At 53.6% G+C, this 20,354-nt stretch carries 21 protein-coding genes, 2 pseudogenes and 1 riboswitch; of the genes and pseudogenes, 13 read left to right on the top strand and 10 right to left on the bottom strand.

Annotation, left to right across the window (positions count from 1 at the left end; translation table 11 throughout):
• Position 1 precedes the first annotated feature (1 nt).
• Genes ACLW56_RS03515 through ACLW56_RS03505 form a run of 3 tightly spaced genes read left to right on the top strand, consistent with a single transcriptional unit; the run spans position 2 to position 2,820 of the window.
• Positions 2–1,159 (top strand): ABC transporter permease, encoded by a 1,158-nt coding sequence (locus ACLW56_RS03515; protein ID WP_330982438.1) that lies wholly within the window; start codon positions 2–4, stop codon positions 1,157–1,159.
• A complete protein-coding gene (locus tag ACLW56_RS03510) occupies positions 1,152–2,099 on the top strand; it encodes an ABC transporter ATP-binding protein (RefSeq protein ID WP_330982437.1) in 948 nt (315 codons plus the stop codon). Before ACLW56_RS03515 ends, ACLW56_RS03510 begins: the two co-directional genes overlap by 8 nt.
• Positions 2,083–2,820, top strand: a complete 738-nt coding sequence (locus tag ACLW56_RS03505) for an ABC transporter permease (RefSeq protein WP_330982436.1) — start codon at positions 2,083–2,085, stop codon at positions 2,818–2,820. The genes ACLW56_RS03510 and ACLW56_RS03505 overlap by 17 nt, the downstream gene beginning before the upstream one ends.
• Here ACLW56_RS03505 and ACLW56_RS03500 read toward each other — a convergent pair.
• On the bottom strand, positions 2,795–2,908 hold the full coding sequence (locus ACLW56_RS03500) for a protein YohO (protein WP_330982435.1): 114 nt from the start codon (positions 2,906–2,908) through the stop codon (positions 2,795–2,797). The two genes, ACLW56_RS03505 and ACLW56_RS03500, sit on opposite strands and share 26 nt — an antisense overlap.
• Positions 2,909–2,967: 59 nt before the next feature.
• The gene (gene mlrA, locus ACLW56_RS03495; RefSeq protein WP_330982434.1) at positions 2,968–3,699 is read right to left on the bottom strand and encodes an HTH-type transcriptional regulator MlrA; all 732 of its coding nucleotides are present in this window, start codon (positions 3,697–3,699) and stop codon (positions 2,968–2,970) included.
• 211 nt (positions 3,700–3,910) lie between these two features.
• On the opposite strand from mlrA, the gene ACLW56_RS03490 reads away from it, so the two are divergent.
• The 3 genes from ACLW56_RS03490 to ACLW56_RS03480 are packed head-to-tail and all read left to right on the top strand — an operon-like array spanning position 3,911 to position 6,830.
• Positions 3,911–5,599, top strand: coding sequence for a sensor histidine kinase (locus tag ACLW56_RS03490; RefSeq protein WP_330982433.1), 1,689 nt, complete (start codon positions 3,911–3,913; stop codon positions 5,597–5,599).
• Positions 5,593–6,312, top strand: coding sequence for a two-component system response regulator BtsR (gene btsR, locus ACLW56_RS03485; protein ID WP_330982432.1), 720 nt, complete (start codon positions 5,593–5,595; stop codon positions 6,310–6,312). The genes ACLW56_RS03490 and btsR overlap by 7 nt, the downstream gene beginning before the upstream one ends.
• Before the next feature lie 47 nt (positions 6,313–6,359).
• Positions 6,360–6,830 (top strand): DUF1456 family protein, encoded by a 471-nt coding sequence (locus tag ACLW56_RS03480; RefSeq protein ID WP_330982431.1) that lies wholly within the window; start codon positions 6,360–6,362, stop codon positions 6,828–6,830.
• A gap of 54 nt (positions 6,831–6,884) precedes the next feature.
• On the opposite strand, the gene metG is transcribed toward ACLW56_RS03480, so the two are convergent.
• Positions 6,885–8,921: a methionine--tRNA ligase gene (metG, locus tag ACLW56_RS03475; RefSeq protein WP_330982553.1), complete on the bottom strand. Its 2,037-nt coding sequence runs from the start codon at positions 8,919–8,921 to the stop codon at positions 6,885–6,887.
• A gap of 163 nt (positions 8,922–9,084) precedes the next feature.
• Here metG and apbC point away from each other — a divergent pair, with 163 nt between their 5' ends.
• Positions 9,085–10,194 (top strand): iron-sulfur cluster carrier protein ApbC, encoded by a 1,110-nt coding sequence (gene apbC, locus ACLW56_RS03470; RefSeq protein WP_330982430.1) that lies wholly within the window; start codon positions 9,085–9,087, stop codon positions 10,192–10,194.
• 212 nt (positions 10,195–10,406) lie between these two features.
• On the opposite strand, the gene ACLW56_RS03465 is transcribed toward apbC, so the two are convergent.
• The 3 genes from ACLW56_RS03465 to ACLW56_RS03455 form a co-directional block, all read right to left on the bottom strand.
• A complete protein-coding gene (locus tag ACLW56_RS03465; protein WP_330982429.1) occupies positions 10,407–10,856 on the bottom strand; it encodes a hypothetical protein in 450 nt (149 codons plus the stop codon).
• Between the two features lie 139 nt (positions 10,857–10,995).
• Entirely contained in the window at positions 10,996–11,421 is a 426-nt protein-coding gene (locus ACLW56_RS03460) for a GNAT family N-acetyltransferase (protein ID WP_330982428.1), read from the bottom strand.
• A gap of 57 nt (positions 11,422–11,478) precedes the next feature.
• A complete protein-coding gene (locus tag ACLW56_RS03455; RefSeq protein WP_330982427.1) occupies positions 11,479–11,808 on the bottom strand; it encodes an RcnB family protein in 330 nt (109 codons plus the stop codon).
• A gap of 215 nt (positions 11,809–12,023) precedes the next feature.
• Here ACLW56_RS03455 and ACLW56_RS03450 point away from each other — a divergent pair.
• Positions 12,024–12,371: pseudogene (locus ACLW56_RS03450) on the top strand (LysR family transcriptional regulator); the annotation flags it as partial.
• A 9-nt stretch (positions 12,372–12,380) separates the two neighbouring features.
• Here the strand turns inward: ACLW56_RS03450 and ACLW56_RS03445 are convergent.
• Positions 12,381–12,482 (bottom strand): annotated as a pseudogene (locus tag ACLW56_RS03445) (transposase); the annotation flags it as partial.
• A 239-nt stretch (positions 12,483–12,721) separates the two neighbouring features.
• Between ACLW56_RS03445 and ACLW56_RS03440 the strand changes: the two are divergent.
• The 5 genes from ACLW56_RS03440 to ACLW56_RS03420 all read left to right on the top strand — a co-directional run bounded on the left by ACLW56_RS03440 (position 12,722) and on the right by ACLW56_RS03420 (position 16,998).
• Positions 12,722–13,168 (top strand): hypothetical protein, encoded by a 447-nt coding sequence (locus ACLW56_RS03440; protein WP_330982426.1) that lies wholly within the window; start codon positions 12,722–12,724, stop codon positions 13,166–13,168.
• A gap of 83 nt (positions 13,169–13,251) precedes the next feature.
• The gene (locus ACLW56_RS03435; RefSeq protein WP_330982425.1) at positions 13,252–14,346 is read left to right on the top strand and encodes a DUF2786 domain-containing protein; all 1,095 of its coding nucleotides are present in this window, start codon (positions 13,252–13,254) and stop codon (positions 14,344–14,346) included.
• Between the two features lie 159 nt (positions 14,347–14,505).
• Positions 14,506–14,602: riboswitch (TPP riboswitch) on the top strand.
• Positions 14,603–14,638: 36 nt separating this feature from the next.
• Positions 14,639–15,418 (top strand): hydroxyethylthiazole kinase, encoded by a 780-nt coding sequence (gene thiM, locus ACLW56_RS03430; protein ID WP_330982424.1) that lies wholly within the window; start codon positions 14,639–14,641, stop codon positions 15,416–15,418.
• Positions 15,415–16,215 (top strand): bifunctional hydroxymethylpyrimidine kinase/phosphomethylpyrimidine kinase, encoded by an 801-nt coding sequence (thiD, locus tag ACLW56_RS03425; protein WP_330982423.1) that lies wholly within the window; start codon positions 15,415–15,417, stop codon positions 16,213–16,215. The genes thiM and thiD overlap by 4 nt, the downstream gene beginning before the upstream one ends.
• 36 nt (positions 16,216–16,251) lie before the next feature.
• The gene (locus ACLW56_RS03420; protein WP_330982422.1) at positions 16,252–16,998 is read left to right on the top strand and encodes a GntR family transcriptional regulator; all 747 of its coding nucleotides are present in this window, start codon (positions 16,252–16,254) and stop codon (positions 16,996–16,998) included.
• On the opposite strand, the gene ACLW56_RS03415 is transcribed toward ACLW56_RS03420, so the two are convergent.
• From ACLW56_RS03415 to ACLW56_RS03405, 3 genes are read right to left on the bottom strand one after another with little or no spacing between them, the layout of a single operon-like run.
• Entirely contained in the window at positions 16,972–17,910 is a 939-nt protein-coding gene (locus ACLW56_RS03415) for a PfkB family carbohydrate kinase (RefSeq protein ID WP_330982421.1), read from the bottom strand. The genes ACLW56_RS03420 and ACLW56_RS03415 overlap by 27 nt on opposite strands.
• Positions 17,904–18,911: an ADP-ribosylglycohydrolase family protein gene (locus ACLW56_RS03410; RefSeq protein ID WP_330982420.1), complete on the bottom strand. Its 1,008-nt coding sequence runs from the start codon at positions 18,909–18,911 to the stop codon at positions 17,904–17,906. The genes ACLW56_RS03415 and ACLW56_RS03410 overlap by 7 nt, the downstream gene beginning before the upstream one ends.
• Positions 18,908–20,191 carry a nucleoside permease gene (locus tag ACLW56_RS03405; RefSeq protein ID WP_330982419.1) on the bottom strand — a complete coding sequence of 428 codons (1,284 nt, stop codon included), beginning with the start codon at positions 20,189–20,191 and terminating at the stop codon, positions 18,908–18,910. Before ACLW56_RS03405 ends, ACLW56_RS03410 begins: the two co-directional genes overlap by 4 nt.
• Between the last annotated feature and the right edge of the window lie 163 nt (positions 20,192–20,354).

Genomic DNA, 20,354 nt, shown 5'->3' with positions numbered 1-20,354 from the left:
CGTGCGAATATCCTGTCATAACCGTGTGGTGCTGCTGTTAGTGCTGATTGCACTGGCCGCAGCCGTTCTGCCGTTTGTTAACTATGCGCCCAACAGGCTGGTTTCAGGCGAAAGCCGCCAGCTCTGGCAAATCTGGCCATTTCCTCCTGCGCTTTTACTGATTGCGCCGCTGCTGCTGGCCGGGCTGAGCCTGATCCCGGGCCGTCTTGCGTTAGCGTTCACCTTGCTCGTCGCTCAACTGCTGTTTGTTGCGCTCTTCTGGAGCAGCGGCAAGGCTGCGACCTGGCTTGCGCAAAGTGGAAGCCCGCTGGCGCGAACCTCGCCCGGTAGCGGATTATGGCTGTGGCTGGCGGTGACGCTGCTGATTTGCAGCGATGCGATTCGCCGGTTAGCTGCGGGTTCTCTCTGGCGTTGGCTGCTGAATGCACAAATCTGGATCTTACCTGTGGCGCTGCTGTGGTCTGGCGAACTGGATTCCCTTTCGTTGATGAAAGAGTATTTCAATCGCCAGGACGTCTTTGACAGCGCGCTCCAGCAGCATTTGATTTTGCTGTTTGGCACGCTGCTGCCAGGTTTGCTGATTGGTGTGCCGCTTGGCCTGTGGTGCTGGCGCTATCAAGGCAGGCAAATCCGTGTCTTCACCGTGCTGAATGTCATTCAAACCATTCCTTCCGTGGCACTGTTTGGCTTGCTGATTGCGCCGCTTGCCGGGTTGGTAAAACACTTTCCGTCACTTTCCAGTTGGGGGATTGGCGGAACAGGGCTGACGCCTGCTTTAATCGCCCTGGTGCTGTATGCACTGTTGCCACTGGTGCGCGGTGTGGTGGCGGGTATGCAGCAGGTCGCTGCGGATGTGATGGAAAGCGCGGCGGCGATGGGCATGAGCCGTACGCAGCGCTTCTGGAAAGTACAATTGCCGCTGGCCTTGCCTGTGCTTTTGCGCAGCTTACGGGTGGTCACAGTGCAAACCGTCGGAATGGCGGTTGTCGCGGCGCTGATTGGCGCAGGCGGCTTTGGTTCGCTGGTCTTCCAGGGCCTGCTCAGCAGCGCGCTGGATCTGGTGTTGCTTGGGGTGATCCCGGTGATCGCTCTGGCAGTTGTAGTGGATGCGCTGTTCAGTCTGTGGATAGCCTTACTGGAGGGCGACGCCCATGATTGAATTTCAGCAGGTGACAAAATTATTCGACGGCAAACCGGCGGTCAAAGAGCTGAATCTGGAGCTCAAAGAAGGGGCGTTTTCCGTGCTGATTGGCACCTCCGGCTCCGGAAAATCCACCACGCTGAAGATGATTAACCGTCTGGAAGAGCACGACAGCGGCACCATTCGCTTTGCCGGAGAAGACATTCGCCAGCAGCCCGTGTTAGCGCTGCGTCGGCGTATGGGCTATGCCATCCAGTCGATTGGCCTGTTTCCCCACTGGACGGTGGCGCAGAACATTGCCACGGTGCCGCAGCTGCAGAAATGGAGCAAAGCACGAATCAATGAACGTGTGGATGAGTTAATGGCGCTGCTGGGCCTTGAACCGTCAATGCGCGACCGCCTGCCACACCAGCTTTCCGGCGGACAACAACAGCGCGTCGGTGTGGCTCGTGCGCTGGCGGCCAATCCTGAAGTGTTGCTGATGGACGAGCCCTTTGGCGCACTCGACCCGGTGACCCGCAACTCGCTGCAACAAGAGATGCGCCGCATACACCAGTTGCTTGGGCGCACGATTGTGCTGGTGACGCATGACATCGATGAAGCGCTGCGCCTTGCCGATCATCTGGTGCTGATGGACAACGGCGAAGTGGTGCAGCAGGGCACGCCGCTGTCGATGCTGACGTCGCCGGAAAATGATTTTGTGCGTGAGTTTTTCGGTCGCAGTGAACTCGGAGTGCGGTTGCTCTCCCTGCGCGGCGTAGCCGACTTTGTGCGTCCGAATGAACAAGTTGCAGGTGAACCGCTGCAAGCGTCGATGTCGTTGCGCGAAGCGTTATCGCTGTTTGTCGCCAGACGCAGCGAAGTCTTGCCGGTGGTTGACGAAAACGGTAAGCCCTTCGGTGCTTTGCATTTTGCCGACTTGCTGAAAGGAGAGGCGAAAAGTGAAAGCCCTGCGTGATCCGCTGCTCTGGCTGCTGGTGGTGTTTGTGGTATTGCTGACGGTGATGCCCTACAGCGCGCCGTTCTTTAGCGCGCTTTTCCCGGAATTGCCACGCCCGCTTTATCAGCAGCAAAGCTTCTGGTCGTTGACCCTGGCGCATTTTTCGCTGGTGGGTATTTCCAGCCTGGTAGCAACGCTGATTGGCGTGGGAGCAGGTATTGCGGTGACGCGCCCGGCAGGAAGGGAGTTTCGAACGCTGGTGGAAACTATCGCCGCTATGGGACAGACTTTTCCGCCCGTGGCGGTGCTGGCCATCGCCGTGCCGGTGATGGGATTTGGCCGTGAACCAGCCATTATCGCGTTGATTTTGTATGGCGTGTTGCCGGTGTTGCAGGGCACGCTCGCCGGGCTGGCTTCAGTACCCGCGGGTGTGTTGAGCGTTGCGCAAGGCATGGGAATGAACGGCTGGCAGCGTCTGCTGAAAGTGGAACTGCCGCTGGCGGCCCCGGTGATGATGGCCGGTATTCGCACCTCGGCTATCGTCAACATTGGTACGGCGACCATAGCGTCAACGGTCGGCGCGAATACCCTGGGCACGCCGATCATTATCGGTCTGAGCGGCTTTAATACGGCGTATGTGATTCAGGGGGCGATACTGGTGGCGATGGCGGCCATTATTGTTGACCGCGCCTTCGAGCGTCTGGCCCAGAGGCTCAGCCGACACCACCGCGCACGATAAACGAGTAGCCTGCGAGCATAACACCGCTGACACCGCCGATGGCCATCAGAACGAAGAGGGTGATCACAGCCAGTTTGGCAGGTTTCATGATGTGCTCCTTTTGTTAATCTGACGATTATACGGTGAAGCACGCTTGTTAATGAACCCTTAATTTCCCAGGCGCAGCACGTTTAGCCCCTGGTCACGCCAGAGCTGAAGTTGTTCAATCTGGCCGGAAGGGGAGGCATCGCCACACCACACCAGCAGGGTTTGCCCATCGAACAGTTCCGGGCGCAGATGATGCAGCGAGTGCGCCAGAACGTCCACACGCCAGCCTTGCTCGCAGGCTATCCAGCCTTCCAGCCATAATCGGGTGGTATCGGTAATGTTCCAGCCCACCACCAGCGCATCGCGTCCCTGACGTTTACGAGCAGAGGCCATACACAAGGAAATGTAGTTAATCAGCACGCCATCCAGCACGCTAAGCAGCGCCTGAAGGGTGGGTTGAGAACTTTGCAAACGCAGACGTAAAGGAATAAAAAGATGGCTAACCAGCGTTTGAGCAGGGTAGTCACGACCACGCTCTTTGATCCACAGCCTCAGCCGATTGAGATTGCCGTCCTGCAAAAAACGCAGCAGGGTTTCCTGATGTTCACGCCAGCCGCTCTGCTGCTCTGCTGACGCTTCGGTCAGCAGCGTTTTCACTTTACTGACCTGAACGCCGGTCTCAATCCAGCGTTTAATTTCGCGGATCCTGTCGATATCTCCGTCGTTAAATAACCGATGTCCGCCGTCGGTTCGTTGGGGTTTTAACAGTCCATAACGCCGCTGCCAGGCACGCAGGGTTACCGGATTTACATCACAAAGCAGAGCCACTTCACCGATTGTGTAAAGCGCCATGTCTCACCTCAGCTCGCGCATCCCCATCATAACTGTAGACGGCTTTCGTCGAACCAGGAAGATGTGGTCGATTTTTGTTCATTCCTGCACCGAAAGATCGCAAAAAAGTGTGATCCTCTTCTGGAAATGCTGCTTTTGCCCTGGCGGTCAAAGAAACGTTTCGCTCGTTAGTGTAGGGTACGCGCTTTCATATAGCGTGTGGTCTGTGGGTATGTACGAGTTTAATCTGGTGTTGCTGCTGCTTCAGCAGATGTGTGTCTTTTTGGTCATCGCGTGGTTGATGAGCAAAACGCGCCTGTTCATCCCGCTGATGCAGGTCACCGTGCGCTTGCCTCACAAATTCCTCTGTTACGTTGTTTTTTCCATTTTCTGCATTATGGGCACCTGGTTTGGTCTGCACATTGAAGATTCTATCGCCAACACGCGTGCGATAGGCGCGGTCATGGGTGGCTTGTTGGGTGGGCCAGTAGTGGGCGGTTTGGTTGGTTTAACGGGCGGTTTGCACCGTTACTCGATGGGCGGCATGACAGCGCTGAGCTGTATGGTGTCGACCATTGTCGAAGGCTTACTCGGTGGCCTGGTGCACAGCATTCTGATCCGTCGCGGTCGTAGCGATAAAGTGTTTAATCCCCTCACGGCCGGGGCGATTACCTTTGTGGCTGAGGTGGTGCAAATGGCGATCATTTTGCTCATCGCTCGTCCGTTCAATGACGCGCTGCATCTGGTGCAAAGCATTGCTGCCCCGATGATGGTCACCAATACCGTCGGTGCCGCGTTGTTCATGCGCATCCTGCTCGACAAGCGGGCGATGTTTGAAAAATACACGTCTGCGTTTTCCGCGACGGCCCTCAAAGTGGCGGCGTCCACCGAAGGGATTTTGCGCCAGGGATTCAACGAAGAAAACAGTATGCGCGTGGCACAGGTGCTGATTCAGGCGCTGGATATCGGCGCGGTGGCGATCACAGACAGAGATAAGCTGCTGGCCTTTACCGGCATTGGCGACGATCACCATCTGCCCGGCAAACCCATTTCTTCGCGCTACACGCAAAAAGCCATCGACACCGGCGAAGTGGTGTATGCCGATGGCAACGAAGTGCCGTATCGCTGCTCTATTCACCCTCATTGCAAGCTGGGTTCGACGCTGGTTATCCCACTGTGCGGAGAAAACCAACGCGTGATAGGCACCATCAAACTGTATGAAGCGAAGAATCGGTTGTTCAGCTCAATCAACCGTACGCTGGGCGAAGGTATTGCCCAGCTGCTCTCGGCGCAGATTTTGGCCGGGCAATATGAACGGCAAAAGGCGCTGCTCACACAGTCAGAAATCAAACTGCTCCACGCGCAGGTCAATCCTCATTTCCTGTTCAACGCCCTGAATACGCTGATGGCGGTAATAAGACGAGACAGCGAACAGGCTGGCCAACTGGTGCAGTATCTGTCGACCTTCTTCCGTAAAAATCTCAAGCGCCCGTCGGAGATTGTGACCCTGGCGGATGAAATTGAGCACGTGAACGCCTATCTGCAAATCGAAAAAGCCCGCTTCCAGGCGCGGTTGCAGGTACAGCTCAGCGTTCCGTCAGCGCTGACACATCATCAGCTTCCGGCCTTCACCTTACAGCCGATAGTGGAGAACGCCATTAAACACGGCACGTCTCAGTTGCTGGGCGTGGGCGAAATTACGATACGAGCCAGCCTCGATGAACGCTGGCTACAGCTGGACATTGAAGATAACGCCGGGCTGTATCAGCCGAATCCGCAATCCAGCGGGCTGGGCATGAACCTGGTCGACAGGCGTTTACGGACTCGATTTGGCGATGAATGTGGAATAACCGTCGCCTGCGAGCCGGAAAAATTCACCCGTATTACTCTGCGACTGCCTCTGGAGGACAACGCATGCTGAAAGTGTTAATTGTCGATGATGAGCCTCTGGCACGCGAAAATTTGCGCATCCTGCTTGAAGCACAGGCAGATCTGGAGATAGTCGGTGAGTGCGATAACGCGGTTGAGGCCATTGGGGCGGTGCACCGTTTGCGCCCGGACGTGCTGTTTCTGGATATCCAGATGCCGCGGATCAGCGGGCTGGAAATGGTCGGCATGCTCGACCCGGAACATCGCCCGTGGGTGGTTTTTTTGACCGCCTTTGATGAATATGCGGTCAAGGCGTTTGAAGAGCATGCTTTTGATTATTTGCTGAAACCGATTGAAAAACCGCGGCTGGATAAAACGCTGGCCCGGTTGCGGCAGACCCGAACACAGCAGGATATGTCGCTGCTGGGCGAAAGCCAGCAGGCGCTGAAATTCATCCCTTGCACCGGGCACAGCCGTATCTGGTTATTGCAGATGGAAGACGTGGCGTTCGTCAGTAGCCGAATGAGCGGCGTCTATGTCACCGATCGTGAAGGGAAGGAAGGTTTTACCGAACTGACGCTGCGCACCCTGGAAAGCCGCACGCCGCTGCTGCGCTGCCATCGCCAGCATCTGGTGAACATGTCGCATCTGAAAGAAATCCGTCTGGAAGAGAACGGCCAGGCTGAGCTGTTGCTCAAGGCCGGGCAAACCGTGCCGGTCAGTCGTCGCTATCTTCGCAGCCTGAAAGAGGCGATAGGGCTGTAAAACTGGTACACTTCGCGCTAATCGCATCATCGATAGCTGAAGGCTCTATGGTAAGTAATGATATTTTGCGCAGCTTGCGCTACACACTGAAATGCAACAACAACGATCTGGTACGCATTCTGGCGCTGGCCGGAATGGAATCCACGTCGGCAGGTTTCGACACCTGGATGACCAAAGAAGATGAAGAGGGGTTTGTTCGCTGCCCGGACATTATCCTGTCTGGCTTTTTGAACGGTCTTATCTACGACAAACGCGGGAAAGATGAGTCTGCGCCAGAGCTGGCGCTTGAGCGTCGTATCAACAACAACGTGGTACTGAAAAAGCTGCGCATCGCGTTTTCTCTGAAAACCGACGACATTCTGGCTATCATGACCGAGCAAAAATTCCGTGTTTCAATGCCGGAAATCACCGCGATGATGCGTGCCCCGGATCATAAAAACTACCGTGAATGTGGCGACCAGTTTATGCGTTATTTCCTGCGCGGGCTGACCAATCGGGTCCACGCCGCGAAGCCTTAATATTTTGCCAGCGAAAGGGCAAAAAAAAGCCGGAGATAGCTCCGGCTTTTCTGTTTATTTAACCTGTTGACCAGGCTGAGCACCGCTGTCCGGGCTTAACAGGAAGATATCTTTTCCGCCAGGGCCTGCGGCCATCACCATGCCTTCGGACATGCCGAAGCGCATTTTGCGTGGGGCCAGATTAGCGACCATCACCGTCAGGCGACCAATCAGTGCCTGTGGGTCTGGATACGCGGAACGAATGCCGGAGAAGACATTGCGTTTCTCACCGCCCAGGTCCAGCGTCAGTTGCAGTAACTTGTCAGAGCCTTCCACGAACTGGGCGTTTTCAATCAGCGCGATACGCATGTCAACTTTCGCGAAATCATCAAAGGTGATGGTTTCCTGAATCGGGGAGTCCGCCAGCGGGCCGGTAATCGGGGTGCTGTTCAGGGCTTTCACTTCTTCCTTAGAGGCTTCAACCAGCGCTTCAACCTGTTTCATGTCGATGCGGTTGTAGAGCGCTTTAAAGGTATTCACCTTGTGGCCGAGCAGTGGCTGTGCAATAGCATCCCAGCTCAGTTCGCTGTTGAGGAAGGCTTCTGAACGCTCTGCCAGCAGTGGCAGAACCGGCTTGAGGTAAGTCATCAGCACGCGGAACAGGTTAATGCCCATTGAGCAGATGGATTGCAGGTCAGCATCGCGGCCTTCCTGTTTTGCCACCACCCAAGGCGCCTGCTCATCGACATAACGGTTAGCCAGGTCAGCCAGCGCCATGATTTCGCGGATGGCTTTGCCGAACTCACGGCTTTCCCAGGCTTCACCGATAGTCTGTGCGGCATCGGTAAAGGTTTTGTACAGCACCGGGTCAGCCAGTTCAGCCGCCAGCACGCCGTCGAAACGCTTGGCGATAAAGCCTGCGTTACGGGACGCCAGGTTGACCACTTTGTTGACGATGTCGGCGTTCACGCGCTGGACGAAATCTTCCAGGTTGAGGTCGATATCGTCGATGCGGGAAGAGAGCTTCGCGGTGTAGTAATAACGCAGGCTGTCAGCATCGAAGTGGTTCAGCCAGGTGCTGGCTTTGATGAAGGTGCCGCGAGATTTTGACATCTTCGCGCCGTTCACCGTCACATAGCCGTGGACGAACAGGTTGGTGGGCTTGCGGAAACCGCTGCCTTCCAGCATGGCTGGCCAGAACAGGCTGTGGAAGTAGACGATGTCTTTACCGATGAAGTGATACAGCTCAGCATCGGAGTCTTTCTTCCAGTATTCGTCGAAGCTTGTAGTGTCGCCGCGTTTGTCGCACAGATTTTTGAAAGAACCCATGTAGCCAATTGGCGCGTCCAGCCAGACGTAGAAATACTTGCCCGGCGCACCTGGGATTTCGAAGCCGAAGTACGGAGCATCGCGGGAGATATCCCACTGCTGCAGGCCGTGTTCAAACCACTCCTGCATCTTGTTCGCCACCTGTTCCTGCAGCGCGCCGCTGCGGGTCCAGGCTTGCAGCATTTCGCTAAATGATGGCAGGTCAAAGAAGAAGTGTTCAGATTCACGCATCACTGGCGTCGCACCGGACACCACGGATTTCGGCTCGATAAGCTCGGTTGGGCTGTAGGTTGCGCCGCACACTTCGCAGTTATCGCCGTACTGATCCGGGGATTTACATTTCGGGCAGGTGCCTTTAACGAAACGGTCCGGCAGGAACATGCCTTTTTCCGGATCGTAAAGCTGAGAGATGGTGCGGTTCTTGATAAAACCGTTCTCTTTCAGGCGGCCATAGATAAGCTCAGACAGCTCACGGTTCTCGTCGCTGTGCGTCGAGTGGTAGTTGTCATAGCTGATGTTAAAGCCCGCAAAGTCGTTTTGATGCTCCTGACTCATTTCGGCAATCATCTGCTCCGGGGTGATACCAAGCTGCTGAGCTTTCAGCATGATTGGTGTACCGTGGGCGTCGTCGGCGCAGATGAAATTGACCTGATGGCCGCGCATTCGCTGGTAACGGACCCAGACATCAGCCTGGATATGCTCCAGCATATGACCGAGGTGGATGGAGCCGTTGGCGTACGGCAGAGCGCACGTTACCAGAATTTTTTTCGCGACTTGAGTCATAGTGAACATTACTTCCTGCTTTTGAAAGGGGTATCGAGTTTAGCAAACTGGCCTTTATTGCGCTATGCAAGCAGGGCATTAATCCAGAGTTGAATAATTATTACCTGCCAGCGGCTCTCGCAGTTACAATTAGACCTTTCAGAACACCTAAAAAGGAGTCGGGATGAGTTCACAATCCCAGGCCAAATCCCCGGAGCGTTTGCGTGCGATGGTTGCAGGCACGTTGGCCAATTTTCAGCACCCAACCCTGAAGCACAATCTCACCGCGCTCAAAGCACTGCATCACGTGGCGTGGCTCGATGACACGGTGCATATCGAAATCCAGATGCCCTTTGCCTGGCACAGCGCTTTCGACGAGCTCAAAGAGCAGTGCAGCGCTGAGCTGCTGCGCATCACCGGCGCGAAGGCTATCGACTGGAAGCTGTCGCATGCTATCGCCACGCTGAAACGCGTGAAAAACCAGCCGGGTATTAACGGCGTGAAAAACATCATTGCCGTGAGTTCTGGCAAAGGTGGCGTGGGCAAATCGTCCACGGCGGTGAACCTCGCGCTGGCGCTGGCCGCCGAAGGGGCGAAGGTGGGCATTCTGGATGCAGATATCTACGGCCCGTCCATTCCGATGATGCTGGGCGCAGAAGATCAGCGTCCTACATCGCCAGACGGCACCCACATGGCGCCAATCATGAAATTTGGCCTGGCCACTAACTCCATTGGTTATCTGGTGACTGACGACAACGCCATGGTGTGGCGGGGTCCGATGGCGAGCAAAGCGTTGATGCAGATGCTGCAAGAGACGCTGTGGCCGGATCTGGATTATCTGGTGCTGGATATGCCACCGGGCACCGGTGATATTCAGCTGACGCTGGCGCAAAACATTCCTGTTACCGGCGCACTGGTGGTCACCACACCGCAGGACATCGCGCTTATCGATGCCAAAAAAGGCATCGTGATGTTTGAGAAAGTCGAAGTCCCGGTACTCGGCATTGTTGAAAACATGAGCATGCACATTTGCAGCAACTGCGGCCACCACGAACCGATTTTCGGTACTGGCGGTGCAGAACGCCTGGCGCAGCAGTATCACACCCAACTGCTGGGGCAAATGCCGCTGCACATCAGCCTGCGTGAAGATCTCGACCGCGGCACGCCAACCGTTGTGGCTCGCCCTGACAGTGAATTCACCAGCCTGTATCGCCAGTTGGCCGGGCGTGTTGTTGCCCAGCTGTACTGGCAAGGGGAAGTCATCCCGGGCGATATCGCGTTCCGTGCTGTCTGATTTCGTCGCGTAAAGCCTCACAACAAGCCACCTTCTCAGGTGGCTTGAGACTGATGACAAACCTCTAACGAATGAGATTTGTCATAGGGTACCGAATAAAAAAACAAGGAAAATCAATTTATTGATTTCCGGCTGCTCACCACAAAGAAGGAAAAACCACGCTTTTTCCTTCTTTGTCAGCAATCTGAAGCCACCTTCTCAGGTGGCTTTTTTTATCCTAAAGGGTGCAACCCTTTCGGTGTTTTCAGCCAGCGCGGGGCTTGCATGGTGTCTGATAAAAAACTGGTCAGATCGTACAGCAACCCTTGCAGCGTTTCATCAATGCGAAGGGTGCGCGGGCTGCCGGAGAGCAATTCGCTCAGTGCGATGCAGTATTCACACAGCAGGTCACTTTCCGTGTCCATTGCCGGTGAGGTTGTGGGTCGAACGCTGACGGTGAACTGTTCAACCAGCGCTTCAGGGATGGGATCGTTAAGCGTGGGATGAAGCTGGCTCAGACACTGGTGCAGACGCTGATAAAGCGCTTGTTGCGTCAGCATATTCTCTTCATCCAGCGCCGTGGCGGCGAGATTTTCGCAGTGTTTTACTGTCTCGATAAAATCGCTTTCAGGTTCCACTTCAACGTACATAAGAGGGTGGGTCCAGACTGCTGGTGCTTCCATTGCGATCGCCTCCATTATGGCGTAAATACTGTTTTTATATACAGGTATTGTAAGCGATGATGAAGAGACAGCAACGAGGAATAGCGCAACCAGGATCTCAAAACGGAATGAAAATGAATGTATGCAGTGGGCAGAGACATCAGGCCAGGGGGTAATGCATCAGCCAGTCATCCCCGTCAGGCGAAATCCCCTGGGCTTCCTGCTTCCATCCGTGACGCAGATAAAACTGCAGGGCATGTTCATTTTGCACCAGGCATTTCAAGGCCCCGGTACTGGTGAACGTGGACTGCACCTGCTCCAGCAATGCATGGCCCACACCTTTCCCTTGCCAGTCGGGATCGACGAATAAATTATGCAGAAAGTTGTCGCTTTCCCACATGGAAGCAAACCCGACACGATGTCCGTCAATGTCTGCTACCCAGACCTGTTCGTTGAGCGTGGCGGCGTCGAAATCCTCAAGCTGCCACTCTGACGAGTTCATCCAGGGCCAGCTGATTTTACGGACGCGAAGAAACAAGGTGCGCAGGAAAGGGCGATCAGATTCTTGTCCGGGGCGGATGACCATCCTCTTTCTCCGGCGTGAAGTGACTGTGAGCACCGGGGATGCTCACAGCGAGCACGATTAGCGATGATAGAAAATCTCGCCATCGTAGACTTTGACGATTTTGCCGTCAGCGTCGGTGATCAGCACGTAGTTGCCGCCCATGTATGTCCAGTGGGTGCCCGCGTCAGGGGCTGGCAGGTTACGTAACTGCCACTGTTTAATATTGTACTCTTCAGTACGGTACATTTCCGGGACGGCATCACCGATGTTGAAATGGGTGAAATCCGCAATAAAGTCTTTCAGTTCATATTCCTGAATCCCGGAAGTTGACACCGTTGCGGGTGCAGCCGATACCGCACCTGCTGTCGCCAGCAGTACGCCCAGAAGCATTATTTTTGTTTTACGCATTACCTTCTCCACACAGTCTTTCAATCGATAGCCTGGACTAAAATTCGCCGCCCCGTATCATTCCTGATGCAGCGGCCTGCTGGCAAGTGTCTTGCAAGCAAAAAAGTGTAAGCAAACCCCGAAATACGCTCATCTTTACGGCGCTGAAGGGGCTTTTTGAGACGATTCCGATGAATCCGGTTTACACTATCAGGTGTTAACGACGGGAGAAGAAAATGCTCAGACTGGAAGGTCTGACAGTGTTTGTGCGTGCAGCGGCACTGGGCAGCTTCAGCGTGGCGGCACGAGAAGCCGGTTTTGCGCCAGCTCAGGTGAGCGCAGCGATCAAGCGCCTTGAAACTCAGCTCAACATCAGGCTATTCGCGCGTTCGACGCGAAGCCTGCGCTTAACGCCGGAAGGTGAAACCTGGCTCCCTTACGCCACGCAAATGCTGGAAACATTGCAGGCCGGTCTGCAAAAAATTCAGGCACCGGAAGATGAAGTGCGTGGGACATTGCAGATTGCGGTGCCTTCAGATTTAGGGCGCAACCTTTTACTGTCCGTGTTTCAGGATTTCAGGCGACTAACACACGAGACGTGTTGCCACGCTGGAAATAGAATGGTCACGATCAACAACCTGTTTTACCGCTTTAATTTTAAACTCTTCGGGATAACGCTTACCGCTCATGGGCACCTCTCTTTAAGCCATCTTAAATGGCTCTGAGGTATCTGTTAAACCCGTGGCGATTCAGAAAAAAATCCACCATTTTATGGAAGCCGTCAGCCCCTTTCCTGGAGGGAAACGTGGTCAGGCAAAAAGTATAACGATTTAGTTACTTACCGAATGTTTTATCTATTATGAATTTTTCACTGTATTGACTCTCGCGATGAATAGTGTAGGGTCGTGTTATTTTTATTCTAGAGAGTCTGAAAATGTTAACAAAAATTAAAAAGGGTGCAATTGCTTTATTGTGCATAATTGTTGTCATTTTTGTTAAATCTTTGGTGGTAGACGCCAAAAATGTTACATCCAGCTATCAGGAGCACAGTGCAAAAGAAAATATAAAAAGTGCTATGCAAAAGAACTGCGGTGGAAAAATAGATACAAAAATTGATGGGGTCACCAGTGTTAATAGCTGTGATTATGATATAGATAAAAATGCCTTTATTTTTAATTATGATGTGGCGGTTAATTATAATGATGTCGCACCGACTTTTTCAGATGCAGAAAAAATAAAAAGCGAGGCCGTCATGAAAATAAAAAATTCGACACATGCTAATACTTACATTAAAAACAATATTTCTTTGGTTTATAATTACTATAGCTTGGATCGAAAATTAATTACGAGTATCTTTATATCACCTTCAGAATTAAAATAGATTTTAGTTTTTATTTTTAACTATTTACGATTAAATGGAAGATTACGCGATAATGATGTGATGATGTATTAAGGATAATAGCAATGGTTAATATTGATAAAATTCGAAAAATACTGATGCTGGCCTTTAATAACAGAAATAAAGAAGAAGCAACGACCGCTTTCCGGCAAGCATATACGCTTATGCAGCATGGGAAGGTTAAAATCGAACAAGTATTTGGTAATTCTCTTAGTGATAACAAACAGAGAGAACAAGAATTGGTACTAAAATATAATGAGCTGCTCACGGCAAAAAAACTACGTGAAGAAAATTCTCACTTAGAAACCAGTAATAGGGAAAACGTAAAAATTATTCTTGAGATGCAAGAGAAAAATTCAATAAGGAAAGATAAAAATATTATCGGATATTGCGTGTCGGCTTTCATTGCTGGTATGGTGACGGTAGTAGTCATCGGTAAAGACAGACAGAGTGATTCCGTGGTTGCCAGTACTTATGCTCCACCAACAACCATCAGTACCGAATCTACCAATGCGGGAATTCCCATTCCCGATAATAATAATACCACCCCAAATATGAAGTCTGAAATTCCTACAGTTGTCCGGAGATTCTCATTTAAATATGGTATGATCAGTAATGCCACCGGGAAAAGTGTTAAGCGCGATATCATCGTGATGAGTGATGGAGCAATCACTGATAGTGTTTATGGGAAATTGCAGCATGTTTCTGATGATCTTTATAAAAATGTAAATGGAAACTCTTTGCGGTTCGAAGAGATTAATGCTCACCATATTATTCTCAATGGCAGTGACACATTTACTGATGATTCTGCATCGACAAATCTGACCGAGATAGCTGAAGAATTTAAGGAGGCTAATGCCCGCGACATTGCCAATGTAACCAGAAAAGGAGGGGATAGCTACCTTACCTATGCCAATGGTGAATTTGTACAAATGTATGCATTTCAGGATAAGCTTATTTATGTGGATATTAATGGTTATGGTGAGTTTAAAACTTATATCTATTCAACTATGGATTCCGACAGCGGTAACATGGTTTACACCAAACAAAATAGTAATAAATACATTAAAATAGGCGGCGTGCCTTTATATACTTCAAATAATAACATGAATAATGTCATAAATAGTTTTAGGGGTAATCCAGTGGTGAAGCTCAACTAATTTTATCTATTATCGTAGAGTAAAGTAAGTATCCGGAGTTTTCATCTTAATATGAAACAAGTACGTTAAGGTGAAGAAAATTGGAATTTCATTACGATCAGACGTTCTTGTGTTAACAAGCTTCTTTCTTTAGTCTATGAGACGATGATTTATTCTTCATCAAATGACTCGGGGTGCCCCATCGCTGATGGGCTGAGAAATACCCGTACCACCTGATCTGGATAATGCCAGCGTAGGGAAGTCAGAGACCCACGCAGGGTATCGCTTCTTCACCGTCTGGCAGGAGCGCACTATGCAACCTGACCTGCTATCTTCGGCGCAAATCGCGCACACTTCTCTTCTATTTCGGCGTTTTTCGCCGCTCGTTCACTGCATGACCAATGACGTGGTGCAAACTTTTTCCGCCAATGTATTGCTGGCGCTGGGGGCTTCTCCAGCCATGGTTATCGATAAAGCTGAAGCGCCGCAATTTGCTGCCATTGCTGACGCGTTGCTGATTAACGTCGGGACGCACACTCAGGAACGTGCCGTCGCGATGCGGGCCGCTGTCGAAAGCGCCAATGCGGAGAATAAGCCCTGGGTGTTGGACCCGGTGGGCGTTGGCGCTATCGCGCTACGCACGGAATTCTGCCAGCAACTGCTGCCGCTCCGGCCTGCGGTGATTCGCGGGAATGCCTCTGAAATCAACGCGCTGGCGGGTATGAGCCAGGGCGGTCGCGGTATGGATACCACCGACACGGCCAGTGCCGCTTTGCCTGCTGCACAGGCGCTGGCGCGTCAGATATCCACTCTGGTTGTTGTGACCGGGGAAGTTGATTACGTGACCGACGGACGCCGAACCGTGATGGTCACGGGCGGCGATATCATCATGACCAAAGTTGTCGGAACCGGATGCGCGCTCTCTGCGGCAGTTGCTGCCAGTTGTGCGTTGCCAGGCGATCGTCTGGATAACGTCGCGGCGGTCTGTGGAATGATGAAGCAAGCGGGGAAAGTGGCGGCGGAGAACAGTAAAGGCCCAGGCAGTTTTGTGGCGGCTTTTCTGGATGCGCTGTGGGCGGAGGGCAACGTATGAAACGTATTAATGCACTCACCATTGCGGGCACAGATCCAAGCGGCGGCGCCGGGATTCAGGCCGATCTTAAAACGTTCTCGGCGCTTGGGGCGTATGGTTGTTCGGTGATCACCGCGCTGGTGGCGCAGAACACGCAGGGCGTACAATCGGTCTATCGCATTGAGCCTGACTTTGTGGCCGCTCAGCTTGATTCGGTGTTTAGCGATGTGCGCATCGATTCGACCAAAATCGGCATGCTCGCAGAAACGGATATTGTTGAAGCCGTGGCGGAACGTCTGGCTCGCTATCAGATTAAAAACGTCGTGCTTGATACCGTAATGCTGGCAAAAAGTGGCGATCCGCTGCTCTCCGTTTCCGCTGTTGATACGTTGCGTAAGCGCCTGTTGCCACAGGTTTCTTTAATCACCCCTAATCTGCCTGAAGCGGCGGCGCTGCTCGATGCGCCCCATGCGCGTAATGAACAGGAAATGCTGGAACAAGGTCGCGCTTTAGTGGCGTTGGGTTGTGAGGCGGTGTTGATGAAAGGCGGTCATCTGACAGAGGCAGAAAGCCCGGACTGGCTGTTTACGGCTGAAGGTGAGTATCGCTTCACCGCCCCGCGCGTACAGACTAAAAACACCCACGGCACCGGCTGTACGCTTTCGGCGGCGTTGGCAGCGCTCAAACCGCGTTGTGGCAGTTGGCTCGAAACCGTGCCAGAGGCGAAACGGTGGTTGTCGGCTGCGCTGGCGCAAGCAGATTCACTGGAAGTCGGAAAGGGGATTGGGCCGGTGCATCATTTCCACGCGTGGTGGTAGTATACTGGCTGACACTGTCAGCAAGGATTACCCGAGATGGAACAAGCGCATACCCGGCTTATTGCTCAACTGACCGAGCGCATTGCCGCCACGGATAACACGCCGCTGTACCTGAAATTTGCCGAAACGGTCAAAAATGCGGTTCGCAGCGGCTGGCTGGAGCATGGCAATATTTTGCCCGGCGAGCGCGATCTCAGCAAACTGACCGGCGTGTCTCGCATTACGGTGCGTAAGGCGATGCAGACGCTGGAAGACGAAGGCGTGGTGACTCGCGCGCGCGGCTACGGCACGCAGATCAACAACATCTTTGAGTATTCGCTGAAAGAAGCGCGCGGTTTTTCCCAGCAGGTGGTATTACGCGGCAAAAAGCCCGACACGCTTTGGGTCAACAAACGTGTGGTGGAGTGTCCTCAGGATGTGGCTGAGCAGCTGTCGCTCACGCCGAAAAGTGACGTATTTCTGCTGAAACGTATTCGTTATGTGGATGAAGAGGCGGTGTCGATTGAGGAGTCCTGGGTGCCCGCGCACCTGATTGCGGACGCGGACGCCATCGGTATTTCGTTGTATGACTATTTCCGCAGCCAGCACATTTTCCCGCAGCGTACTCGCTCACGCGTCAGCGCCCGGATGCCGGACGCTGAGTTTCAGTCGCACATTAAAATGGATGACAAAATCCCGGTGTTGGTCATTAAGCAGGTGGCGCTGGACCAGCAGCAGCGGCCGATTGAGTACAGCATCAGCTACTGCCGCAGTGATTTATACGTTTTTGTGTGCGAGGAGTAGTTCTTCCGCTGTCGGGGCGCAGTCGCCGCCCCGGTGGCTGACCACCCAGCTCGCCACCGCATTCCCCAGAATGACTGCCTCTGCCAGCGGTTTTCCAACGGCTAACCCCGCCAGCACTCCCCCTGCGTGGCTATCGCCCGCGCCGATGGTATCCACCACCTTTGCCGGAAACGCAGCCGCATGGCCGGACGCCTCGGCACTGAAATACCACGCGCCGTCTTTATCCTGGCGCACAATTAACGGTGCGTTCCAGCGTTCCAGCCAGGCTTTGCCCAGTGCAGACACTTCCGCGGGGAGCTGCTCGCGTTCGGCGATGATCTCCGCTTCCTGCCGATTCAGTGTAATGATTGGCTTGCAGGCCATAATGCGCGCGAACAGTTCAGGCGTGATGTCGGCAATTCTCGGTCCGAAATCTATTAACGCTGTTACCTCTGGCGAGGCCTCCAGCCAACTGACCAGCAGTTCTGCGCACGACGCGGTGAGCTGATAGCCGGATAAATAAGCCAGGCCGTTGGGCTGATGCGGCAGACGAGCCAGCCACTCGTCGTTCCAGGCATTTTCTACCCCGGTGAACGACATAAAGGTGCGCTCGCCATCGGGCTCGACCAGCGCCAGGCACCAGCCGTTATCTCCTTTGTCGGTGTCGATAATGCTTTCAATGCCCTGGCGTGCGAGGTTGTTGCGCACAATATCGGCCCAGACGCCCTGGCCGAGCGGCAGGGCGTTACAGGCTTCGATACCCAGGCGTTTGAGCGCCACCGCGACGTTCAGCGCGCAGCCGCCAATATTGACGCTTTGCTGTTGCAGTTCGATATCGCAGCCGCGCCAGGGCAGAGCATAGGCATCGGCGATAACGTCGATCACCGCCGAGCCAATCACCGTCACCGGGCGTTTTTGTTTCTCGTTCAGCATTTTTCCTCCCGTTGCTGGCGGTAACGCAGCAGGGCACTGGCGTAGCGGCCAAAGTCGAGCTGATTTACGTCGTCGAGTTCAGCTTTTAGCGCCGGATCAATGCCTTCAATACCGTGCAGCGCGCCACAGATGGCCGTGGCCATCGCGCCGATGGTGTCGGTGTCGCCGCCGAGATTGGCGCATAAAATGGCGCAGCGATTAGGATCAGTTTGTGCCAGTTCCACCATCGCGACGGCGCAGGCCACGGATTCAATCGTGCTGGTTCCCGCGCCCACCAGTTGATAAAGCTGCTCGCTGGCGGATTCCACACCGTTCGCTTCACGCACCGTTTTCAGGGCCAGTTCAATACGCAGCGCCAGCGAGGCATTAAAGGTGGTGATGCGTTTTTCCTGAGCATGGCGAGCAACGGAAGGGAGCGCGGCAGCGATAGTCTGCCAGCTATCCCCGTCAATCGCCCGGGAGACCGCCCAGCCAATCACCACGGCACCGGCAATCGCCAGGTCGGATTTGTGCGTTGGGCTGGAGGCCAGCGCAACGGCTTCGATAAACGCATCGAGATCGGCTGTCGGCAGCACGCAGCCCAGTGGGGAAACGCGCATCGCCGCGCCGTTGGTCACGCCGTTGTTCTCAAGCTGGCTAACCGGTTTGCCGTCCCGAATGGCATTCAGGGCAATTTTAGACGTTGGCCCGAGGACGTTTTTGTTGAACGCATCAAATCCTTCGGCCCACGCCAGAATGTGGCGACCAATCACGTCCGGCACAATCTCGCCATCGCATTCAATCAGCGCATCGGCCAGGCAAAGCGCCATCGAGGTGTCGTCGGTAAACTCCGCGCGCTTGAAGTAGCAGGCCGCGTTGTTTTCGGCCGGGCCATCCAGAAAACGGTCAATCCAGCCGAAGTGCGCTTTCACCCGCGAGCGAGGCCACAGTTCCGAAGGCATTCCCATGGCATCACCTAAAGCTTGTCCGTACAGCGCGCCGAGAATTCGTTGGTCTTTCATTTCACTTCCTCATGTGTCAGCGCCACATCTCGTTCGTCATTGCTGACGCTAATGGCGGTAATTTCTTTATCCGATTCGCGGAAGAACAGCATAAACAGCACGGCAATCACGGCAATCATCACTGCCCCGAATGTCCACATGCCCGCCCAGTTAAACGTCAGGCCGTTGACGGGCTCTTTCCAGGCGAACATTTTTTCCATCATTACGCCGCCAAGGCGGTAGCCGAGCAGGCTGCCGAAGCCCTGACAGCACAGGGTAATCAGCCCCTGCGCCGCAGTGCGCATGTGAACCGGGGATTTCTTGTCCACATAGATGTAGGCGGTGACGTAGTAGAAGTCATAACTTACGCCGTGCAGCAGAATGCCGAGGAACAACAGGCCGTAAGTAAAGTAATGTTCTGCGCCGCCGTAAACAAAGAAGCCGTAACGGACTGCCGCGGTGATAAGACCAAGTAATAATACCTTTTTGATACCAAAGCGTTTGGTGAAGAACGGCAGCGCCAGCATGAAGAAGATTTCAGAGAACTGGCCGAGCGTCATCCAGCCGGTGGCGTTGTGCATCCCCACTTCGGTGAGATAGCCGTTGGCAAAGATGTAGTAGAACGCCAGCGGCATGGCAAACAGGAAGGAGCAGAAGAAAAAGACGAGGAAGTTTTTGTCGCGCAGCAGCACCAGCGCGTCCAGCCCCAGCATCACTTTCAGGCTCAGTTTGCCGGTGCTCTTTGGCGGCGTATCTGGCAGGAATAGCGCAAATACGCCCAGCAACGCAGAGCTGCCAGCCGTTATCAGCAGTGGAATGCTGGTGGGCGAAATATCGTTATAGCCCAGCATTTGCGGCAGGAAACCGCACACCAGGCCTGAGCCAATCCAGCCAATGGTGCCCATCACACGGATGCGCGGGAAGTCTCTTTCTACGTCCGGCACGTGGGAAAACGCAATGCTGTTAGTCAGCGCGATGGTCGGCATATAGGTCAATGAATAAGCCAGCAGCAGCGGGAAGAAGCCGCTGAAGGTGGTTTGCTGTGCGGCGAAATACATCAGGATCGCGCCGACGAACATCAGCACCGCCAGTACTTTTTGCGCCGGGAAGAAACGGTCAGTCAGCGAGCCGACGAGAATAGGCGAGAGGATCGCCGCGATGGCCGTACAGGCATAGGACCAGCCGATTTCGCCTGCGCTGAAGCCGTTTTTGCTCAGCCACAGCCACAGTGGCACAAACCACGCGCCCCAGATAAACCACTCCACGAACATCATGAACGACAGCTTTGCTGTAGTTTTCATCTTTACATCCTTCATGACAGGTAAGGTACGTCAGAACAATACCATTCAATAATACCTTTTAAATACCTTTGTGGTGATTCCTTGAGCGACTTAACACTTTACTGTCCCTGAATCGTGCCAGCAGATTGCCCTTAAAAAAGCACAAACAGGCTGGAAAAATCCG

This window comes from Pantoea sp. sgz302252, assembly GCF_047713085.1.
Lineage (GTDB): Bacteria > Pseudomonadota > Gammaproteobacteria > Enterobacterales > Enterobacteriaceae > Scandinavium.
The sequence above is the reverse complement of the archived record's forward strand: the minus strand, read 5'-3'. Positions and strand labels throughout refer to the sequence as shown.